The 20,082-nt window shown below is 66.1% G+C and carries 21 protein-coding genes; 12 read left to right on the top strand and 9 right to left on the bottom strand.

Going from position 1 to position 20,082, the window contains the following annotated elements:
• Window positions 1-22 precede the first annotated feature (22 nt).
• Window positions 23-943 carry an AEC family transporter gene (locus tag BJ997_RS17565; RefSeq protein WP_035837234.1) on the top strand — a complete coding sequence of 307 codons (921 nt, stop codon included), beginning with the start codon at window positions 23-25 and terminating at the stop codon, window positions 941-943.
• 11 nt (window positions 944-954) lie between these two features.
• Here BJ997_RS17565 and lhgO read toward each other — a convergent pair whose 3' ends face one another.
• Window positions 955-2,142 (bottom strand): L-2-hydroxyglutarate oxidase, encoded by a 1,188-nt coding sequence (lhgO, locus tag BJ997_RS17560; RefSeq protein WP_035837235.1) that lies wholly within the window; start codon window positions 2,140-2,142, stop codon window positions 955-957.
• 141 nt (window positions 2,143-2,283) lie between these two features.
• Between lhgO and BJ997_RS17555 the strand changes: the two genes are divergently transcribed.
• On the top strand, window positions 2,284-3,000 hold the full coding sequence (locus BJ997_RS17555) for a fumarylacetoacetate hydrolase family protein (RefSeq protein WP_035837236.1): 717 nt from the start codon (window positions 2,284-2,286) through the stop codon (window positions 2,998-3,000).
• 14 nt (window positions 3,001-3,014) lie between these two features.
• Here the strand turns inward: BJ997_RS17555 and BJ997_RS17550 are convergent, their stop codons facing one another.
• Together BJ997_RS17550 and BJ997_RS17545 are read right to left on the bottom strand one after the other, a co-directional pair.
• Entirely contained in the window at window positions 3,015-3,605 is a 591-nt protein-coding gene (locus BJ997_RS17550; protein WP_035837237.1) for a putative antibiotic biosynthesis monooxygenase, read from the bottom strand.
• Between the two features lie 8 nt (window positions 3,606-3,613).
• Window positions 3,614-4,450 carry an exodeoxyribonuclease III gene (locus BJ997_RS17545; protein WP_035837238.1) on the bottom strand — a complete coding sequence of 279 codons (837 nt, stop codon included), beginning with the start codon at window positions 4,448-4,450 and terminating at the stop codon, window positions 3,614-3,616.
• 91 nt (window positions 4,451-4,541) lie between these two features.
• Between BJ997_RS17545 and BJ997_RS17540 the strand changes: the two genes are divergently transcribed.
• Window positions 4,542-5,543 (top strand): TIGR03557 family F420-dependent LLM class oxidoreductase, encoded by a 1,002-nt coding sequence (locus BJ997_RS17540; RefSeq protein WP_035837239.1) that lies wholly within the window; start codon window positions 4,542-4,544, stop codon window positions 5,541-5,543.
• Between the two features lie 5 nt (window positions 5,544-5,548).
• A complete protein-coding gene (gene cofE / locus BJ997_RS17535) occupies window positions 5,549-6,346 on the top strand; it encodes a coenzyme F420-0:L-glutamate ligase (RefSeq protein WP_035837252.1) in 798 nt (265 codons plus the stop codon).
• Window positions 6,347-6,349: 3 nt separating this feature from the next.
• On the opposite strand, the gene BJ997_RS17530 is transcribed toward cofE, so the two are convergent.
• Window positions 6,350-6,766 (bottom strand): DUF1707 SHOCT-like domain-containing protein, encoded by a 417-nt coding sequence (locus BJ997_RS17530; RefSeq protein ID WP_035837253.1) that lies wholly within the window; start codon window positions 6,764-6,766, stop codon window positions 6,350-6,352.
• 624 nt (window positions 6,767-7,390) lie between these two features.
• Here BJ997_RS17530 and BJ997_RS17525 point away from each other — a divergent pair.
• Together BJ997_RS17525 and cofC are read left to right on the top strand one after the other, a co-directional pair.
• Window positions 7,391-7,882: a DUF2087 domain-containing protein gene (locus tag BJ997_RS17525; protein ID WP_052542367.1), complete on the top strand. Its 492-nt coding sequence runs from the start codon at window positions 7,391-7,393 to the stop codon at window positions 7,880-7,882.
• A 97-nt stretch (window positions 7,883-7,979) separates the two neighbouring features.
• Window positions 7,980-8,606 carry a 2-phospho-L-lactate guanylyltransferase gene (gene cofC, locus BJ997_RS17520; RefSeq protein WP_035837241.1) on the top strand — a complete coding sequence of 209 codons (627 nt, stop codon included), beginning with the start codon at window positions 7,980-7,982 and terminating at the stop codon, window positions 8,604-8,606.
• Window positions 8,607-8,688: 82 nt separating this feature from the next.
• Here the strand turns inward: cofC and cofD are convergent, their stop codons facing one another.
• The 5 genes from cofD to BJ997_RS17495 form a co-directional block, all read right to left on the bottom strand.
• Complete coding sequence (cofD, locus tag BJ997_RS17515; protein ID WP_035837242.1) at window positions 8,689-9,675, bottom strand: 2-phospho-L-lactate transferase; 987 nt, start codon at window positions 9,673-9,675, stop codon at window positions 8,689-8,691.
• The gene (locus BJ997_RS17510) at window positions 9,672-10,481 is read right to left on the bottom strand and encodes an ABC transporter ATP-binding protein (RefSeq protein ID WP_035837243.1); all 810 of its coding nucleotides are present in this window, start codon (window positions 10,479-10,481) and stop codon (window positions 9,672-9,674) included. The genes cofD and BJ997_RS17510 overlap by 4 nt, the downstream gene beginning before the upstream one ends.
• Window positions 10,472-11,491: a putative F420-0 ABC transporter permease subunit gene (locus BJ997_RS17505; RefSeq protein ID WP_035837244.1), complete on the bottom strand. Its 1,020-nt coding sequence runs from the start codon at window positions 11,489-11,491 to the stop codon at window positions 10,472-10,474. Before BJ997_RS17505 ends, BJ997_RS17510 begins: the two co-directional genes overlap by 10 nt.
• Before the next feature lie 29 nt (window positions 11,492-11,520).
• Entirely contained in the window at window positions 11,521-12,516 is a 996-nt protein-coding gene (locus BJ997_RS17500) for a putative F420-0 ABC transporter substrate-binding protein (protein ID WP_035837245.1), read from the bottom strand.
• Window positions 12,517-12,689: 173 nt separating this feature from the next.
• Complete coding sequence (locus tag BJ997_RS17495; RefSeq protein WP_183323640.1) at window positions 12,690-14,057, bottom strand: aminotransferase-like domain-containing protein; 1,368 nt, start codon at window positions 14,055-14,057, stop codon at window positions 12,690-12,692.
• A 151-nt stretch (window positions 14,058-14,208) separates the two neighbouring features.
• On the opposite strand from BJ997_RS17495, the gene BJ997_RS17490 reads away from it, so the two are divergent.
• The 6 genes from BJ997_RS17490 to BJ997_RS17465 are packed head-to-tail and all read left to right on the top strand — an operon-like array spanning window position 14,209 to window position 20,027.
• Entirely contained in the window at window positions 14,209-15,069 is an 861-nt protein-coding gene (locus tag BJ997_RS17490) for a nitrilase-related carbon-nitrogen hydrolase (protein ID WP_035837246.1), read from the top strand.
• Window positions 15,066-16,499: a dihydropyrimidinase gene (hydA, locus tag BJ997_RS17485; protein WP_035837247.1), complete on the top strand. Its 1,434-nt coding sequence runs from the start codon at window positions 15,066-15,068 to the stop codon at window positions 16,497-16,499. Before BJ997_RS17490 ends, hydA begins: the two co-directional genes overlap by 4 nt.
• A gap of 16 nt (window positions 16,500-16,515) precedes the next feature.
• Window positions 16,516-17,532, top strand: coding sequence for a TIGR03842 family LLM class F420-dependent oxidoreductase (locus tag BJ997_RS17480; RefSeq protein WP_035837248.1), 1,017 nt, complete (start codon window positions 16,516-16,518; stop codon window positions 17,530-17,532).
• Between the two features lie 13 nt (window positions 17,533-17,545).
• A complete protein-coding gene (locus tag BJ997_RS17475; RefSeq protein WP_052542368.1) occupies window positions 17,546-18,436 on the top strand; it encodes an ABC transporter permease in 891 nt (296 codons plus the stop codon).
• The gene (locus tag BJ997_RS17470; protein ID WP_201771729.1) at window positions 18,433-19,251 is read left to right on the top strand and encodes an ABC transporter ATP-binding protein; all 819 of its coding nucleotides are present in this window, start codon (window positions 18,433-18,435) and stop codon (window positions 19,249-19,251) included. Before BJ997_RS17475 ends, BJ997_RS17470 begins: the two co-directional genes overlap by 4 nt.
• Window positions 19,248-20,027, top strand: a complete 780-nt coding sequence (locus BJ997_RS17465) for an ABC transporter permease (protein ID WP_201771730.1) — start codon at window positions 19,248-19,250, stop codon at window positions 20,025-20,027. Before BJ997_RS17470 ends, BJ997_RS17465 begins: the two co-directional genes overlap by 4 nt.
• Window positions 20,028-20,082 lie beyond the last annotated feature (55 nt).

Raw genomic sequence — 20,082 nt, 5'->3', positions numbered from 1 at the left:
ACAGCCCCTTAGGCTCGGGTAAATGGGCGGTGTACTTGTAGGGTTCAGCATCATCGGATTCGTGATCCTGGTGGGGTACATCGTCGAGCGGTTCCGGATCGCGGGCTCCGGCGCGGGAATCGTGCTCAACCGGATGGCCTTCTTTGTGGCGACGCCTGCCCTGCTCTTCACTGTGTTGTCGCACGCCGACCCGGGGCTGCTCTTCTCCACGTTTCTGCTCACGGTCCTGAGCACCATCGTCGCGGGCGTCGTGCTCTATCTTGTCGTGGCCCGTATCTTTTTCCGCCTGCCGGTGGCGGAGACCGTGCTCGGTGCCGGCTCGGCGACGTATGTCAACGCCAACAACATCGGGCTTCCGGTGGCCATCTACGTGCTCGGAAGCGCAACGTATGTGGCACCGGTGCTGCTGCTTCAGCTGCTCGTGATCGCCCCGATCATCCTGGCCATCCTGGACGTGTCCACGAGCGGACGCATCTCATTCGGATCTATCCTGACGCAGCCACTGCGCAACCCGATGATCATCGCGTCCGTGGCGGGAATCGTGGTCGCCATCCTCGGTATCGAGGTGCCTGTTCCGGTGCTCGCCCCGCTCGAACTCATCGGGGGTGCAGCCATCCCCATGGTGCTCATGTCCTTCGGCATGTCCCTGCACGGCCAACGCCTGCTGAAGAAGGGCACCGGCCGCAAGCAAGTGGTGGTGGCGACCGTCATCAAGGTGGCCGTGATGCCGGTGATCGCGTACCTGCTCGGACGATTCGTCTTCGATCTCGGCAGCGCCGAACTGTTCGCTGTGGTGGCCGTTTCCGCGCTCCCCACCGCGCAGAACATTTTCAACTTCTCGGCCCGCTACAACCGGGCCATCATTGTCACCAGGGACACCGTGCTGCTCGCCACGGTGGCCTCGATCCCTGCACTGCTCGTGATCGCCGCGCTCCTCGCCTAGTGGCCCAGTAATTATCGCTGGGCGACCAGCTCATCGGCTATCGTGCGGCCGATCTCGAGGCTGGCGGTAGCGGCCGGCGACGGCGCATTCAGCACGTGGATCTGCCGCTTCGCGCGCTCGAAGTAGAAGTCGTCCACGAGGCTGCCGTCACGTCGCATGGCCTGGGCGCGAACACCGGAGTGCGTGGGGATCAGGCCGTCATCCGGAAGCTCGGGCACGAGCTCCCGGAGGCTTGCCAGGAACTTCGGGCGAGACAGGGAACGAGCGACCTCTTCGAGGCCGTTTCGCCAGAACTTGCGCCCGAGTTTCCAGAGGCCCGGCCAGCGGGCGCTCTCCCACACATCGCGGGGATTCACGTCGAGCCAGGTGTATCCCTCACGCGCCAGGGCGAAGACCGCGTTCGGTCCGGCGTGCACGCCACCCTCGATCATCCGGGTGAGGTGCACACCCAGAAAAGGAAAGGCCGGGTCGGGAACCGGGTAGATGAGTCCCCTCACGAGCGACGTCGCCTCCGGAGCGAGCTCGAAGTACTCGCCTCGGAACGGGATGATCCGCACGTCAGGGCGCAACCCGGCCAGACGCGCCACGCGGTCGCTGTGCAGCCCTGCACAGTTGACGAACTCATCCGCCCGGAATTCGCGGTGCGGTGTGGTGACCGTGACGGCATCGTCGTTCGTGGCCACTCCGACAATGCGCTGGTTGATGAGCACCTCCCCGTCGTGGGCCTCGATCAGCCCCTGCAAGGCGGCGCAGACCCCTGGATAGTCAACGATGCCGGTTGCCTCCACCCGGAGGGCCGCGACCGCGTTCACGTGGGGCTCGAACTCCCGGGCCACCTCGGATGACACCAAACGGCAGTTCACGCCGTTGGCTCGACCCCGCTCGTGGAGGCGCTCGAGAGCGGGAATTTGCTGTGGACTGGTGGCCACGACGAGCTTGCCGCAGATATCGACGTCCACTCCGTGGTCCCGCGCAAACCTTTCCATCGAGATCGCCCCGGCTTGGCCGAGAGTCGCCTTGAGACTTCCGGGCGTGTAGTACAGGCCGGAATGGATCACCCCGGAGTTGTTTCCCGTTTGGTGCACCGCGACGGCCGGTTCCTTCTCGAGAACTGTGACACGGTGTCCGCGGCGGCTGAGCTCGTACGCTGTAGATAAGCCGACGATCCCTGCCCCGGCAACGATGACGTGACTCGCCATAACCTGTTCTCCTTCTTCGCACCACGACAGCGGCCATCCGAGATGTGTCGTGTGAAACTTACCCTGCAGTGGAACGGCCAGACTGGGGCTGTACCAACGCCAAACCGTACCCGAAACGCCCACCGCTACCGAAAGGACGACATGCTTGCCGCTCCGCCCGTTCCGATCCCCGTGAGTCTTCCCATCGGGGGCTCCGACGAACGATTCTTCCTGCGACGTGTGTACTGCGTCGGGCGCAACTATGCCGATCACGCGCGGGAGATGGGTAATGACCCGGACAGAGAGCCACCGTTCTTCTTCGCCAAGCCGTATGATGCGGTGTTCGCCGTGGCGGAGGGCGTTCCGGCGCGTGGGGTCGCTCCCCACGAGGTGCCGTACCCGCCGGAGACCGCCAACCTGCACTTTGAGATGGAACTTGTCGTCGCGATCGGCCTCGAAGGTGCCGACATAGATGCAGCGGATGCCCTCGGTCATGTTTGGGGCTACGGCGCGGGGGTCGACCTCACACGCCGTGACGTGCAAGACCAGGCCAAGGCGATGAAGCGCCCGTGGGATCTGTCGAAGGGGTTCGATTTTTCGGGCCCCTGCTCGCCGCTGGTACCGGCCGAGGCCATCGGGCATCCGTCTCGCGGTGGAATCTGGTTGAGCGTCGATGGCGAATCGCGCCAGCTCGGCGACCTGGGTGACCAGATCTGGGCGGTGCAGGATGTGATTGCCGCTCTGTCCCGGTCGGTTACCCTGATGCCCGGTGACCTGATCTTCACCGGAACGCCGGCGGGAGTCGGGGCGATCGAGCGCGGCAACCGCGTTGCCGGGGGAGTCGCCGGAGTGGGTGAGCTCACCTTTACGATCGTGTGAGGCGATCGTGATCGTTACGAGGGCTGCTTCTGAAGCCAGGGGCGCAGCATCCGCGTGATCCACGGCAGAACGACGTAGGCCATCAGGGGTGTGAGCGCCAGGGTCGTGAGCAGCACCTTCGCCACGATCCACAGGTCGTTCCAGCCAGGCACCAGCGTGGTGACGAGAAAAGTGAACGCCAGGTTCAGGGGGAAGAACCCCAGCCAGATGCTCACGGCCTGCTTCCAACGCGGCGGCGGTACCAGGACGACGCCGGGCTCGGCCTCCTGCGGGGCGTCGAACCAACCCTCGATGCCGGTGCGCTTCTCTTCGCGGGCGTCGAGCACGAGGTCACGGCCGGCGTGCAGCCACTCGGAGCGGTCGATCGAGTTCTCCCAGGTGGCTAGGCGCTTGGCGTTGGAGAACTTGTAGAGCATGTGCCAGTGCCCTGAATCCTCGCTCGCCCGCACCCAACCCGAGCCGAGGAAGCCTGGATACTGGTGGGCGAGGTCCATGCCGGCCTGCACCCAGCCAGTCGCCTCTTCGATGCGGCTCGGGTCAACCCAGCGTGAGATCGAGACGGTGACGGAATCCGACGAGTGCGGAATCGACTCGGGTACTGACATGATCGGGCCTAAAAGATCATCGGGCGATCGTCGTCTTCACCCTCAACGTCGAGATCGACGACAACGGGAACGTGGTCGCTGGGAACCTCGCCCTTGCGTTCGTTGCGGTGGATGCTGGCATCCGTCACCTGGTCGGCGAAGGCCCGCGAGCCGAGAATGAAGTCGATGCGCAGGCCCTCGTTGCGGGGAAAACGCAGCTGCTTATAGTCCCAGTAGGTGAAGCCCTCCGGCACGAGGGGCCGCACCACGTCGCTGAGGCCTGCGGCCGCGAAGGCCTCGAAGGCCGCCCGTTCCGGCGGCGAAATGTGCGTGGATACGCCGGGCACGAGAGTGGGGTCTCCCACGTCCTCGTCGAAAGGCGCCACGTTCCAGTCGCCCATCAACGCGAGGGCGAGGTCGGGCTGGGCCGACAGCTCGGCTTGGACGTGCCGCTGCAGGGTGGCGAGCCAGTCGAGCTTGTAGGTGTAATGCGGGTCTTCGAGGGCGCGACCGTTGGGCACGTAGAGGCTCCACAGGCGCATGTCGTTCACGGTGACGCCGAGGGCGCGGGCCTCAAGGGGCTGGTCAGGGCCTTCCTGGCCTTTCAGAAAGCCGGGCATCCCTGGGAAGGCTGTCGCCACATCCTTCATCTCATGGCGACTCGCGAACGCGACGCCATTCCACTGGTTGAGGCCGTGGATGGCCAGTTCGTAGCCGGCGTCTTCGAATTGCTGCACCGGAAATTGCTCGGGCTTGCACTTGATCTCCTGCATGGCGAGCACATCGATGTCTTCGCGCACCATCCAGTCCACGGTGCGATCGACTCTGGCACGGATGGAGTTGACGTTCCAGGTGGCAATGCGCATGCCTCCAGCCTAGGCGGGCCGGGTATCGAATAAGGGCGCGACGGTGTTGCGCTTTAATGGTGAGGATCACCCGACACTCAGGAAGGTCACAATGACGGAGTTGCAGATTGGCTACGCGGCCATGTTGGAGCAGTTCGCCCCCTCGGAGGCTGTTGCCCTGTCGGCGTATGCCGAAGAGCACGGTTTCAGCGGAGTGATGGCGGCTGACCACTTTCAACCCTGGGTACCGCAGCAGGGACAAAGCTCCTTCGTGTGGAGCGTGCTGGCTGCGATCGCCGAGCGCACGACGGGTGACCTCGGACCGGGCGTGACCGCGCCCACCTTCCGTTGGCATCCCGCGATGGTGGCGCAGGCCTCCGCAACTCTTGCCGCCATGTATCCGGGGCGGCATTGGCTGGGCCTCGGTTCCGGGGAAGCCCTCAACGAACACATCGTGGGGGTCTACTGGCCGGAAGCGCCCGAGCGCATCAACCGCATGTTCGAGGCCATTGAGATCATCTCGAAGCTCTTCACCGCCTCGATCGCCGGCAAAGACGTGAAGCACTCGGGCCAGTTCTACAAGCTCGAATCGACGCGGCTCTGGACCATGCCGGAGGTCGCCCCCGAGATTCTGGTCGCGACCGCCGGGCCGGTGACGGCCAAGCGTGCCGGCCGTCACGCCGACGGGCTCATCACCGTGGGTGCTCCACTCGAGAAGATCTCCATGCTGTTCGGCAAGTTCGACGACGGCGCGCGCGATGCCGGCAAAGACCCGTCGACCATGCCCAAGGTGCTGCAGCTGCATATGAGCTGGGCAGAGACCGACGAAGAAGCGATGAAGAACGCGCTGCTCGAGTGGCCGAACGGCGGCATGAAGTTTCCGAAGGGCGACATCCGCTCGCCGTTTGAGTTCGAGCAGATCGCCAAGCTCGTGCGCCCCGAAGACTTCGAGGGACGCATGATCATTTCGGCGGACCCCGACGAGCACCGCAAGTACATCCAGAAGTTCGTCGACCTCGGCTTCGACCGCATCTACCTGCACAACGTGGGCCGCAACCAGCGCCAGTGGATCGACGTGTTCGGCGCGCAGGTGCTGCCGAAGCTCGTTCGCTAGACGTGCTGACGGTCTTTGCCCTGGCGGGCTTCGGTGAGATTTCGCAGGGAGACGACCTCGCGGCGCTCATCGAGCGCGCGGCAGGGGCGCAGCTGCAGAACGGCGATATCCTCGCCGTCACGAGCAAGATCGTGTCCAAAGCCGAGGGCCGCCAGGTGGCCGCCGAGGATCGCGAGCAGGCGATCACCGACGAGACCGTGCGCGTGGTCGCGACGCGGGCGCACCCCGGCGGCGTGACCCGCATCGTGGAAAACCGGCAGGGGCTCGTGCTCGCGGCTGCTGGAGTGGACACGAGCAATGCCCCCGACGGCATCGTTCTGCTGCTGCCTGTCGACCCGGACGCCTCCGCGCGTGCCCTGTGCAGCGAGCTGCGCAAACGCACGGGCCTCGAGCTCGGTGTCGTCATCACCGACACAGCCGGGCGGGCCTGGCGGGAAGGGCAGACCGACATCGCGATCGGCGCCGCCGGACTCGCCGTGCTCCACGACCTCCGCGGCACGACGGATGTCTCGGGTCGCCGCCTCGACGTAACGGTCGCCGCTGTTGCCGACGAGATCGCGGGCGCGGCGGACCTCGTGAAGGGCAAGACGAGCGGCAACCCTGTGGCTGTCGTGCGAGGGCTCGCGCACGTGGTGGGCGAGCTTTCGCTCGCCGGGGCATCCGCTTTGCAGCGGCCGAGCGAGAACGACATGTTCCGCCTCGGGTCGACTGAAGCGCGCGCGGAAGGTTATGAAGACGGCTATGCCACGGGCTATGAAGAAGGGTATGACGAGGGCTACGCCGAGGGCGCTGCGCGAAGTTAGGCTCTAGCGGTGCTGCGAACTGCGTTTTCCTGAGGGGCCGTAGACCACGATCGCGGTGATTGGGATGAGCAGAAACCAGAGCCAGGCGTACGCCCAACCGCCGGCGAAGCCGGTGAGGGCGCCGGTGACGAAGAACATGATCAGGGCGATGAATGGCGAGAGCGCCACGAGGGTTCCGCCGAACCGGCTGCCTTCGCGCTCGGCCTGCACGACGACGCCGGTCGGCGTGGGCAGGTCCGCGAAAGCTGGTGCCAGGTCGCCCCGGTTGCTGGCCGCTCGAACAGTGTTCGAGCGCTCCTCGAACTCGCCGTTCGTAAGCCTGCCCTCCGCGAGGTGTGCACGCAGGGTCTCAATCGCATCATCGCGTTCGCCGTTGCTGAGGCGGAGTGGGGCGGTGGCGGGGTTCGAGTAGTCGAGCATGCGTCCAGTGTGGCGCGACATCGCCGTTGGGGACAGTGCCACAGGGCGGCAACTTGTGGCCGAGGTTGCTCGGCCCGATCTTCCCGTTGCGGGGTCGGCGGATCGCTGGGGAGCACCAGCAAAAGCACCGGGCGACCCGCAGCCACCCACCGCGCCAATACGGCCAGCTCCGCAGCGGGCTAGAACTGTGTCCCGAGTCCGAGCTGTGCGTCGTTATCGTCTGCCCGGACTGCCTCGCCCACGGAACCTCGGGTGAACGTGCAGCAGCACCGCCGGCTCACGTGTTGATAACGAAACGCCGGCCACGATTGACCCTGTCAGAGGGCATGCGGGAGGCTGGAGATGACGGAGATGACGGAGATGACGTATGGGGCGTATGGGGGGGGGGGCATGCTCGAGACGCTGATTGACGGGTCCGTGGTGTTTTTCGCGGGCGGCGGCCTTGTCTCCTGCGTGGTGGCAGTTGGGACAAAATTGAGCGGCGAGTATGAACGGTCCCGGGTATCCCGGCGATCCTTACTTCTTGGACTGGCTTTCTTTGCCCTCGCCGGGTTGGCCTGGGTTGTAGCTGTCGCGATCCGGTCCTCACACGCAATGCCCGCCTAGATCGACAGTAAGGACCTTATGTCAGACGACTGGCGCCGTGTCATTGCCTCCCTCCTCAATGACGACACCCGCACGGCCTACGCGGAAGTGGTCATTGCCTCAGCGGGCGATTCGGGGATGGTGCCGAAGCGCCGCGATCGCTCTCTGGCACGGCTTGAGCACGCTGGACTGATTCGCCGAGCCGCATCCGGTGAGTTCGTTGCCGAAACGTCCGGGCTCAGGGCCCTCCTCGAGACGGCCCCGGTTCGCCCGGAGCGCACGGGCATTGAAAGATTTCTCGGCGCCGACGGTCGGGTCGACCAGTACCCGGCCAATCAGGAGCAGCGTGCCGCGCTCTTGCGCTGGATCGCGGCACGAGCATTTGTTGCCGGCGGCCATCTGACAGAAGTTGAGGTGAATGCCACCTTGGAGGCCTATGCGCATGACGTGGCGACCCTGCGCCGCTACCTCGTGGATGCTGGTGTGCTCGGGCGCGATCCGGAGGGGAGACGTTACTCGCTCCGGGTGTAGGTGTCTCACGGGTGAGACAATCGAGGATGGCCGCCGCAGATGTTCGTGATCCTCCAAACTCGGGAGGGTACGTGCTGCTACATCCGGAGGCCAACGGATGAGCTGGGTCGCCGTCGTTCCGGTCAAGGGCAATCCCGGGGCGAAGAGCCGACTGGCGGACCTGCCGGAGCGAGCGGCACTCGCCGACGCGTTCGCGCTCGACACCGTGGCGGCCCTGGTGGCGGCATCCACAGTGGAGAGGGTATTCGTCGTGACCGGCGATGAGCGGCTGGCGCCACTGCTCGCTCACCTGGGGGCGGTGATCGTGCGCGAGAAGCGAACGCCGGTCGATTCACTCAATTCGGCGATTGAGCAGGGGGTGGCCGCGGCGAGGCAGGCATGCCCGGCCGCGAACGTGGCTGTGTTAACGGGTGACCTGCCCGCACTCTTGGGGAGTGAGGTCGAGTCTGCGCTCGCCCTGGGCGCCGTCCACCCGCGATCGATGGTTCCGGATGCCGGGGGCGCCGGTACCACAACGTTGCTCGCCCTCGCCGGGGTACCGTTCGTGCCCCGATTCGGCCCTGGATCGAGACGCGCGCACGAGGCCGCCGGGCACGTTCCGTTGAACATTCCCCCCTCGGCATCTATCCGCCGCGACGTGGACACCCCCGCGGACCTCGATGCCGCCCGCGCACGTGGCCTCGGCCGTTTCACGCGGGCTCTCGTTGAGGGCGCGGACGCCTGACCCGCGCGCCGATGTGGCCGTGCGCGCCCGCTGCGGCGGTAGCGCCGCGCGGGAGCGGCGCGGACGCGGCATGACCGCGCGGTCAGGCGCGGGCGAGGGCGATCGCGGCGACCGCCATTGCGGCCGTGGATGGAACGTCGCGCATCCAGAGCGGCACGGCAGCAGAGCGGATACCGGCGGCCGTGAGAGCGGGTAGCGCCGCCGCATCCGTCTCATCCACGAGCCAGGCATCGAGCAGCCCGCCCGATGTGCGCGAGCCATAGTGCAGCCCCACCGCGGCGGCCGAGGTCTCTACCCCTATGGTCTGCAGGCACGCGTCTGCCATGCCGCGCACGGCCGCCCCGCCGATGATGGGAGAGACCCCCACGACCTGGCCACTGCTGGCCTGGAGGGCGGAGCGGATGCCGGGAACGGCCATGATCGTGCCCACCGAGACCACGGGATTTGACGGAGGAAGGATCACGACGTCGGCGTTCTCGATGGCCCGGACCACCCTGGGCGCAGCCGCCGCATCAGCCAGTCCCACCTGCACGAACTCGGTGACCGGAATGCCGGCGCGGTAGCGCACCCACCATTCCTCAAAGTGCATAAGTTCGCCGGCGCGATGCTCGTCCACATCTGCGGCCAGCCGCACGTGCGTCTCCACCGGCTGGTCGCTCATCGGCAGCAGCACGGCCCCCGGCTGCCAGCGTCTGCAGAGGAACTCTGTCGCCTCGCTCAGCGTCGATCCGCCGCGCAGCAGGTCTGTACGCACGATGTGCGTGGCCAGGTCGAGGTCGCCGAGCGTGAACCACGACCAGCCGCGACCGTACGCGGCGATTTCGCCCGACGCTCGCCGGCTCTCCTCCGGTCGGCCCCAGCCCTGCTCCTCGTTGATGCCGCCGCCGAGCGTGTACATCACGGTGTCGAGGTCGGGGCAGATGCGCAGGCCGTCGAGCCACATGTCGTCGCCCGTGTTCACAACCACGGTGACCTCCGTCGACGGTTCGACCTCGGCGAGGTGCGCGAGGAGCCCGCGGGTGAAGCGTGCGCCGCCCACGCCGCCAGCCAGCACGGTGATTTTCTTCATGGGGTTCCCCCTGTTGTGGATGAGGCCATTGGGGAGAAGACGATAACCGGATGCCCGCCGCGTGGATGATCGATGATGTCGCATTCCACCCCGTACACGGCCTTGATCGTCTCGGGCTGCAGCACCTCGCGCGGTGTGCCGGCGGCCACGAGCCGGCCGGCGTGCAGGAGCAGGATACTGTCGCAGTACGCGGCAGCCAGATTCAGATCGTGCAAGGCCATCACGGCGGTCAGCCCGAGATCGCGCACCTGGCCGAGTAGTGAGAGCTGCGCGCTCACGTCGAGGTGGTTGGTTGGCTCGTCGAGCAGGAGCAGGCTCGGACGCTGCGCGAGAGCGCGGGCAATCTGAACTCGCTGCTGCTGCCCGCCACTGAGCGTGTGCCACAGGCGATCCGAGAGGTCCGCGGCGCCAACGGCGGCGAGGGCATCCGCTGCCACCTGCTTGTCGTCGTCTCCGCCGAAGCTGCCGAGCAGACGCGTGCGGTGGGGGATTCGCCCCAGCAGCACAACCTCCGCGACCGACAGGTCGACACTCGGTGACGTGTTCTGTTCGAGCAGGGCAATGCGACGGGCCACCTCACGTCGGGGTAGGGAGCCGATCGCCACGCCGTCGAGGGCGACAGCGCCGGCCTCCGCCTTTTCGATGCCGGCGATCAGGCGCAAAAGCGTGGATTTGCCGGCCCCGTTCGGGCCGAGCAGGCCCGTGATGGTGCCGGTGGACACGGCGGCCGACACCTCGCTCAGGATGCGGGTGCCGTCGATCGAGAACGACAGGTCGGTGATCGTCACGCCGGTGGTTACGCCCATACGGCCGACTTCTTTCGTTTGATCAGCAGGATGAAGACCGGCACGCCGATGAAGGCCGTGATGATGCCCACGGGGAGCTCCCTCGGATCAAAGACCGTGCGGGCGAGCGTGTCCGCGATCACGAGGAACAGTGCGCCGCACACTAAGACGAGTGGGAGAAGTCGGCGGTGGCCGGGACCACTGAGACCGCGCACCAGGTGCGGGAGGATCAGCCCGACGAAGCCGATCGAGCCGCTCACTGCCACCATCGCACCGGTGAGGAGTGCCACCGAACCGAGGAGGGCCCAGCGCGTGGCGTTCACGTTGATGCCGAGGCTCGCGGCAGAGGTGTCTCCGAACGCAAAGGCGTCTAGGCGTGTGGCTGAGAGCACGATCGCCGTACCCACGACCACCAGGGCACTCATCGAGATGGCGACGCTCTGCCACGTCGCTCCAGAGACCGAGCCGAGCAGCCAGTTGAGAATCTCCCGGTAGGAGTCCCCCTTGGCCGCCCAGAAAATGATGAATGACGTGCCTGCTGCGGCGAGTTGGGCGATCGCGAGCCCGGAGAGCACGGCCCGCGCGGGTGTGATCGTGCCCCCCACTCTGGCGATGCTGAGCGTGGCGAAGAGGGCAATCAGCGCGCCGAGGAACGCCGCAGCCGGCAAGGCGAAACCCACGCCCAGAATGACGACGCAGACCGCGCCGAGCGAGGCTCCCGACGACAGGCCGAGCAGGTACGGGTCGGCGAGCGGATTGCGGGTGACGCTCTGCATCACGGCGCCGCTCAGTGCGAGGCCGGCCCCTACTGCCGCGGCCGTGAGCACCCGGGGCAGACGCAACTGCCACACGATCGAGTCGATGAGGGGCGGCACGGGCTCGCCGAACGGCACGCCGAGGCGCTCGGCGAAACTGCCGACCACCTGGGTGAGGGTCACGTTCGCCGGGCCGATGGTGACAGCGATGGCGCAGGCCAGCACCAGCGCCACCGTGGCAGCCGCCAGCCAGCCGACATAACGCCCGCGCGTCACCGCGTCACCACTTCTGTTGCCCTCGCTGGCTACTTGTTCAGTGCGGCGAGCTGGTCGATTGCCGAGGCTGAGGCCTCGACATTGCGAATGCCGGCCTCGGTAGAGGCGAAAGGCAGCACGATGTAGCGCTTATTGACCACGGCATCGAGGCCCTGGGTGGCCGCACTCGACTCAAGGTTGGCGATCTTGTCTGCCGCGGTATTCCAGGTGGCGTCGACGAGCACGATCACACTCGGGTTCGCCTCGATGATGGACTCCCAACCCACAGAGGTCCACGTGTCATGCACCTCATGGAATATATTCCTGAGTCCGGCTGCATCCATGATCATCTCGGGCGAACCTATGCCCGCGCCAACATATGGAGTGTCGGTTCCACTGGAATACCAGAGGGCGGTGGGCTTCGCTGTATCGCTCGTAGCGGCGGGCGTCAGATCGGCAAGATCGGCCTGGAGGGAAGCGACAAGGCTGGCGGCGGCATCCGTCGCACCGAAGATCTGGCCGGCCTCGCTGATCTCGGCGAAAACGGAGTCGAAGGTCAGTGGGTCGGGCATCTCATCGCCTTTGCAGGCGGCTGGCGACACGTAGCTGCCCACGCCGAGCTTCTCGAGCGCGTCGCGTTCGCCCACTCCGTCGGCCGAGAAGTTCGACTCCCAACCGCCGTAGATGAAGTCGGGGGTGAGGCCGAGGACGGCCTCCTGTCCGGGCAGGAAATCGCTGATCACGTTCAGGGCCGAGCCGGCTGCTTCGAGATCGGCCGGCAGCGGCCCGTCGAGGAAAGCGGAACCCACGATGCGGTCCCCCAGACCGAGGGCGAGCATGAGCTCGGTGGCTGACGACTTGATGGTGACAACGCGCCGGGGCTCGGCTGCAACAGTGACGGCGGTGCCGCAGTTCGTGAGCGAGACCGGGTAGCCGGGTGCTGAGGATGCGCTTTCGGGCGCCAGAGGGGCAGGGCTCGCGGCGCAGCCGCCGAGCAGCACGGCAGAGGCGGCGAGTACCGCCGCGGCGACGATGCGACGATTCATGGTTTCTCGCAGAGGCTTGAGCGCTTCCGCGCAGAGGGTGCGCAGGCGGACGCGGGGAGGAACGAGCAGGATTGGGGGGACCTGCGGCTCAAATCAAAGCCTGCGCTACCGGTTACAGCCAACCAGCGGTCTGGAATAAGCCTAGGCCAAGGCGCTGGCCAGGACCGCGCAGGTCAGGCCCATCGTGGGTCCGCGGCCTGCGCGGCCGAGGCCGGAGGTACCGCGGCCTGAACCAGCGCCGTCGCGACGAAGCCCACATCCGCCGTCAGTGCGGCGGCCGTCACACGAATGAACTCCCCGGAGTGCTCGTTCGCCAGAAATGGCGAGCCGCCGGCCACCCGGATGCCGGCTGCCGCCAGTCGCACGAGTGCCTCGCGTTCGTTGTGCACCGGCAGCCACATGTTGATGCCGTCCGCCGGCGGCAGCTCCAGCCCGCATTCGCCGAGGGTCACCCGCAAGGCGCGTTGTCTGGCGAAGTAGATGCGCCTCGCCTCGCTGACCTGGGCCATGCTGTCGCCCTCGGTGAGCAGGTCGTGCAGGATGCTCTGCAACATGCGACTTGTCCAGCCGGGGCCAAGCATGCGTCGCGCGACGATGGCGTCGATCAGTTCGGTCGGCCCGCCGAGCGCGGCGATGCGCAGGTCGGGACCATGGGTTTTGGAGTAACTGCGCACGTGCAACACCCGACTCGGCAGCCAGCTTCCGAGGCTCACGTCTGGTGCGATGCTGATCTCGCCCGAATGGTCGTCTTCGATCACGATGGTGTCGGCGGCCTGCGGAACGGTGAGCAGCAGCCGGGCGAGCTCGGCGGCGCGTTCTCCTGGCATGGATGCACCGGTTGGGTTCTGTGCTCGTGGCTGCAGGATCACGGCTGCCGGAGCGTGCCGGAGCGCGGCGTGGAACGCGGCCGGAACGATGCCGTGGCAATCGATCGTCACGGGCAGCCGTTGAAGCCCGAGCTGGTCGAGCAGATCGAAGAATGGCGGGAATCCGGGGCTCTCCACGATCACGCGGTCGCCGAACCTGGTGACCTGTTCGAGGCTTCTCGACACAGCGTCGAGCGCGCCGTCGACCACGGTGAGCGCTTCGGCGCGGTAAGGCCAGGTGCGCTCCAGTACGGCTAGGAGTTCGGGAATCACCGGGAGTGCCTGATAGCTGGGAGTGACGGCGTGTTCCTGCAGGCGCGACAGCGCGGGCGCGAGAGTGGGGAGCAGGAGGGGATCCGGGGTGCCCCTGGACAGATCGAAGCGCACCTCGCTTGGCTGACCGGCCATGGATCGGCTGCGCGCTGGAAGCCAGCGCGGCGCGGTGCCGAGCACGAAGGTTCCGCTGCGGCCTCGGGAGACGATGAGCCCCGCCGCGGCGAGGGCCTGCCAGGCGTGGCTGATGGTGGCCGGGCTCACCGCGAGTGCTCCCGCGAGCTGACGAACGGTGGGCAGACGCTCGCCCTGGGCCAGGCGGCCGCAGGAGATCAGACGAGCCACATGCGCCGCGATCGCGACCGGTGTGCGGTCTTCGATGCCGTCGATGAAGATCTGCATAATGCTTGCCTCGGGCTCCGTGGGCCGACAGGATGATTAACGCGTGCGTCACACAGAGAAACACATTTGAAATGTTTACGTCAAATAATAACAAAACCGGACAACGCAGTCTGAGAAGTTTTTGACGTTCTGAACCAGTGGAGGCAACAGCATGAGCGACGGCAACAACATAGTTCGAGCGGCGATAACCCAGGCCACCTGGACCGGGGACGAAGAATCGATGATCGTGAAACACGAGGGCTTCGTGCGCACGGCGGCCGAACAGGGCGCGCAGATCATCTGCTTCCAGGAGCTGTTTCACGGGCCGTACTTCGGAATCGTGCAGGATTCGAAGTACTACGAGTTTGCGCACCGGGTTCCCGGACCGCTCGTCGAGCGTTTCCAGAAGCTCGCCGCTGAGTGCAACATGGTGATAGTCCTGCCGGTGTACGAAGAGGAACAGCCCGGCGTGCTCTACAACACCGCCGTGGTGATCGACGCGGACGGTACGGTCCTGGGCAAATACCGCAAGCATCACATCCCCCACCTGCCGCAGTTCTGGGAGAAGTTCTACTTTCGCCCCGGCAACCTGGGCTACCCGGTCTTCGACACCAAGGTGGGCAAGGTCGGCATCTACATTTGCTACGACCGACACTTCCCGGAGGGCTGGCGCGAGCTCGGTCTGAACGGTGCCGAGATCGTGTTCAACCCCTCGGCCACCAAGCCGGGGCTGTCGAACCGGCTGTGGGAGCTCGAACAGCCCGCGGCGGCCGTGGCCAACCAGTACTACATCGGTGCGAACAACCGCATCGGCAATGAAGCGGATGAATTCGGCGACGAGGCCGTGACCTTCTACGGCAGTTCGTACTTCGTCGACCCGCAGGGCAACTACGTGGGCGACCGAGCCTCCACGGGCACCGAGGAGATCCTGATTCGCGACCTCGATCTCGGCCTGATCCGCGAGGTGCGAAACTCCTGGCAGTTCTACCGGGACCGCCGCCCGGACTCCTACGAGTCCATCACGGCGCCATGAAAACACTCATCAAGAACGGCACCGTCGTCAATTCCACGGGCACTGCCCTCGCCGACGTGCTCATCGACGGCGAAACCATCGCAGCGGTGCTCTCGCCCGGCTCCCGGCTTCTCGGCTTCGACGTGGAGAGCAACGTCGACACTGTGATCGACGCCCGGGGCAAGTACGTGATTCCGGGCGGAATCGACGCCCACACCCACATGGAGATGCCGTTCGGCGGCACCCAGGCGAGCGACACCTTCGAGACCGGAACCCGGGCCGCGGCCTGGGGAGGCACCACGAGCATCGTGGACTTCGTCGTGCAGTACGCCGGGGAGAACGTGATCGACCAGTACCAGAAGTGGCACGAAAAGGCCGCTGGCCAGTGTGCCATCGACTATGGCTTTCACCAGATCCTCTCGGACGTGCAGGACTCCTCGCTCACCGCGATGGACGAGCTCGTGGCCGAGGGTGTCTCGAGCTTCAAGCTCTTCATGGCCTACAAGGGCGTGTTCCTCAGCGATGACGGCCAGATCGTCAAGGCCATGCAGCGGGCCGCGACGAACGGCAGCATCATCATGATGCACGCCGAAAACGGCAGCGTCATCGATCTGCTCGTGCAGCAGGCCGTCGCTGCCGGTAACACGAGTCCCCTTTATCACGGCCTCACGAGACCCTGGCAGGCCGAGGAAGAGGCCACGCACCGGGCGATCATGCTCGCCAACCTCACCGGCGCGCCCCTCTACATCGTGCACGTCTCGGCGAAGCAGGCGGTCGACCAGATCGCCCAAGCCAGGGACACCGGACAAAACGTGTTCGGTGAGACATGCCCGCAGTACCTCTACCTCTCTCTCGAAGACAACCTCGGAGCGCCCGGGTTCGAGGGCGCCAAGTGGGTCTGTTCCACGCCGCTGCGCGCCAAGGCCGAGGGCCACCAGCACCACATGTGGCAGAGCCTGCGCACGAACGACATCCAGATGGTGTCGACCGACCACTGCCCCTTCTGTATGAAGGGCCAGAAAGACATGGGCCTGGCGGACTTTTCGAAGATTCCCAACGGCATCGGCTCGGTGGAGCACCGCATGGACCTGCTCTACCAGGGTGTCGTCGACGGCAAGATTTCCCTCGAACGCTGGGTGGAGGTGTGCTCCACCACCCCCGCCCGCATGTTCGGAATGTACGGCCGCAAGGGAGTGATCCAGCCCGGCGCCGACGGCGACGTCGTGGTCTACGATCCGAACGGCCACACATCCATTGGGATGCCTGAAACGGGAAGGGCCAAGACCCATCACATGAACATGGACTACTCAGCCTGGGAGGGCTACGAGATCGATGGTCACGTGGACACAGTGCTGTCCCGCGGCAAGGTTGTCATCGACCAGAACGCGTACCTCGGCGCGAAGGGCGATGGTCGCTTCATCAAGCGCGGCCTGAGCCAGTACTTGATCTAGGGAACAGGGGAAGCAGATGGACTTCGGAGCAGTACTCCAAACCAACCCACCCTCGGCGCGCACCGTACAGTTGGCGAAACTCGCCGAGGCCCACGGATTCAGCCACGTGTGGACCTTCGATTCGCACCTGCTCTGGCAGGAGCCCTATGTGATCTTCAGCCGCATCCTCGCTGAAACGAACCGCATCACGGTTGGCCCCATGGTGACCAATCCCGCCACCCGGGACTGGACCGTCACGGCCTCCACCTATGCGACGCTCAACGAGATGTACGGCAACCGCACCATCTGTGGCATCGGTCGCGGAGATTCGGCAGTGCGCACCACAAACGGGGCGCCGACCACTCTCAAGACACTGCGCGAGGCCGTTCACGTGATCCGGGAACTCGCAAACTCCCGCTCGGTGGAGTACAACGGGGCGACGGTGCGGTTTCCCTGGAGTACCGGGTCGACCCTCGACGTGTGGGTGGCAGCCTACGGTCCGCTCGCCCTCAAGCTTGCCGGCGAGGTGGGCGACGGGTTCATTCTGCAGATGGCGGACCTCGACGTGGCCGAGTGGATGATCAGCTCCGTTCGGGAAGCCGCCGCGAACGTGGGACGCGACCCTCAGGCGATCAAGTTCTGCGTGGCCGCGCCCATGTATATCGGCGACGACTGGGCGCACATGCGCGACCAGTGCCGCTGGTTCGGCGGCATGGTGGGAAACCATGTGGCCGACATTGTGGCGAAGTACGGCACCGATTCGAAGGTGCCTAAGGCGCTCACCGAGTACATCGCCGGCCGTGAGGGATACGACTACAACGAACACGGCAAGGCCGGGAACAGCCATGCCGCCTTCGTGCCCGATGAGATCGTGGACCGTTTCTGCCTCCTCGGCACCCCAGCTGACCACATCGAGAAGCTGCATGCCCTGCAGAAGATCGGCGTCGACCAGTTCGCCGGCTACCTCCAGCACGATAACAAGGAGGAAACCCTGTGCGTCTACGGCGAGACCGTGATTCCGGCGATGGCCCAGCACGTGGTTGCCACATCGTGACCCAGCGTTCGCTATGACTCTCGCGCGTCGATCGGGTCTGCCGGTGCGCCGACTGCTCCTCGGCGCACTGGGGCTCGTTCTGCTTGCCCTGCTCTGGGAGGCCTACAAGTTTCTCGGCCCGACCGATGGAGTGGTTGTCGGCGGTGTCACGGTCTTTCCGCGCACCAGCGACCTTGCCATGCCGCACCTCTGGGTGATGGCGGAGCGCATTGTGCAGCCGGTGACCGGTGCGGTATCCGCTGTGCCGCTCTGGCAGGCTGTGCTGTCGGCGGCCCTGTTCACCCTCGGTATCGCCGCGGTGGGCTGGCTCGTGGGGGTGAGCGTCGGCCTCGCCCTCGCCCTGCTCATGCAGCGGTTCCGGCTCGCCCAGTCGGCGATCCTGCCGTGGATCATTCTGAGCCAGACGGTGCCACTGATCGCGATTGCACCGCTCGTGCGCCGCTGGGGCGCGCAGATTGAGTTCGGCAGCTTCAGCTGGGAAAGCTGGATGTCGGTGGCGCTGATCGCCTCTTACCTCGCGTTCTTCCCGGTGTCGGTTGGTGCGCTGCGCGGCCTCGGCTCGCCGGAGGCGCACCACGTGGACCTCATGCAGTGCTACGCCGCCGGTTGGTGGACCACGCTGTGGCGCTTGCGGCTGCCGGCGAGTGTGGGGTACCTGCTGCCCGCCTTGCGGCTCGCCGCAGCCAGCGCCGTGATCGGCAGCGTCGTGGCCGAGGTCTCAATCGGGCTCCGCGGCGGCATCGGGCGCCTCATCGTGGAATACGCCGGGGCCGCGAGCAGCGACCCCGGCAAGCCCTGGGCACCCATTTTCGGATCCGTGCTCGTGGGCCTCGTGGCTGCGGGCTTCGTGGCCCTGCTCGGGCTGGTGCTTCGTCGATTTCGCAGGGGAGAGGTTTCAGCGTGAACCAGGATGTGAACGACGCGGTCGTGGTGCGGGACGTGAGTCGAGTCTTCGAGGTGCGGAAGGGGGCATCCGTGACTGCGCTCGACGACGTGAGCCTCACGGTGGCCCCCGGCGAGTTCGTGTCGCTGATCGGGCGGAGCGGCTGCGGAAAGAGCACGCTGCTGCGGCTCATCGCCGACCTCGACACCCCCACGAGCGGCAGCATCGAGGTATTCGGCAAGCCGGCCCGCCAGGCTCGCATCGACCAGGACTACGGCATCGCCTTTCAGCAGGCCGGATTGTTGCCCTGGCGCACGGTCACGGGCAACATCGAGCTACCGCTCGAACTGCACGGCGTGGGCACAGCGGCACGTCGAGCTCGTGCGGCGGAACTTATCGAGCTGGTGGGCCTCACCGAATTCGCCCGCAGCTATCCGGACCAACTTTCGGGCGGCATGCAGCAGCGGGTGGCGATCGCGCGCGCACTCGCCGAACGCCCGAGCCTTCTCCTCATGGACGAACCTTTCGGTGCCCTCGACGAGATGACCCGCGAGCGCATGCAGGACGAACTCGTGCGTATCTGCGCCGAAACGAACGCCGCCGTCGTGTTCGTGACGCACTCCATTCCCGAGGCAGTCTTCTTGTCCGATCGCGTGGTGGTCTTGGAGCCGCGGCCCGGACGCATCCGCTCTGTGCTGAGTGTCAACCTCGGCCGCGCGGCCGCCCGCGGCGAGGACCTGCGCGAAGACGAGGGGTTCTTCCAATCGGTGAGCCAGGTGCGCGAACTGCTGCATGGGGCACCCGCTGCCGGGGCTCGCGGGGTCGAGACGCGATGACAAGCCGCGCAGAACGGATGCCCTCGCCGGCCTTGGCCCTACTGGCTCCGGTGCTCTTCGGGGTCGCCGTCGTGCTGCTCTGGCAGGGCGCCGTGACAGGGCTGGGGATCAAACCCTTCATCCTGCCCGGACCGTTCGCGATCGGAGAGCAGTTCGGTGCCAACCTACAGAACGTCCTGAACGGAATGGCGGTCACCGGCCGCAACGCCCTGATCGGGCTCGTGATCGGGGCGCTGCTCGGCATTCTGCTCGCCGTGCTGTCGGCACTCGTGGGTGTATTCGACGAGATGGCGGCCCCGATCGTGGCCTCGATCGCTGTGGTGCCGATTGTGGCCCTGGCCCCGGTGCTCTACACGATGTTCGGCGCCGGAGCAGAGACCGCCCGTCAGCTGGTGGCCGCGTTCGCCGTGTTCGTGCCGGTGTATTTCAACACGCTCAAGGGGCTGCGGCAGGTACCGCGGGTGCACCGTGACCTCATGCGGGCGACCGCGGCGTCGCGCTGGCAGGCGACGCGAACCGTGACCCTGCCCACTGCGCGGCCGTTTGTGTTCACCGGTCTGCGGATCGCGAGCTCGCTGGCCGTGATCAGCGCCCTGATCGCCGAGTACTTCGGCGGCCCGGTCGGCGGTCTAGGCAAGTCGATCACCTCGGCGGCTTCGAGCAGCAACTACCCCCTGGCGTGGGCATTCGTGCTCGGATCGATCCTGCTCGGCCTCCTGTTCTATTGCGGCGCGCTCATCGTGGAGAAGATGCTGACCCGCCGTCACGGCGGGTAGGTCAACCCATCACGGTACATCCCGCCACAGCACGGCACCTATCAGGCACTGGAGG

The organism is Cryobacterium roopkundense, from assembly GCF_014200405.1.
GTDB lineage: Bacteria > Actinomycetota > Actinomycetes > Actinomycetales > Microbacteriaceae > Cryobacterium > Cryobacterium roopkundense.
This window is presented reverse-complemented; position numbering and strand designations above follow the sequence as displayed.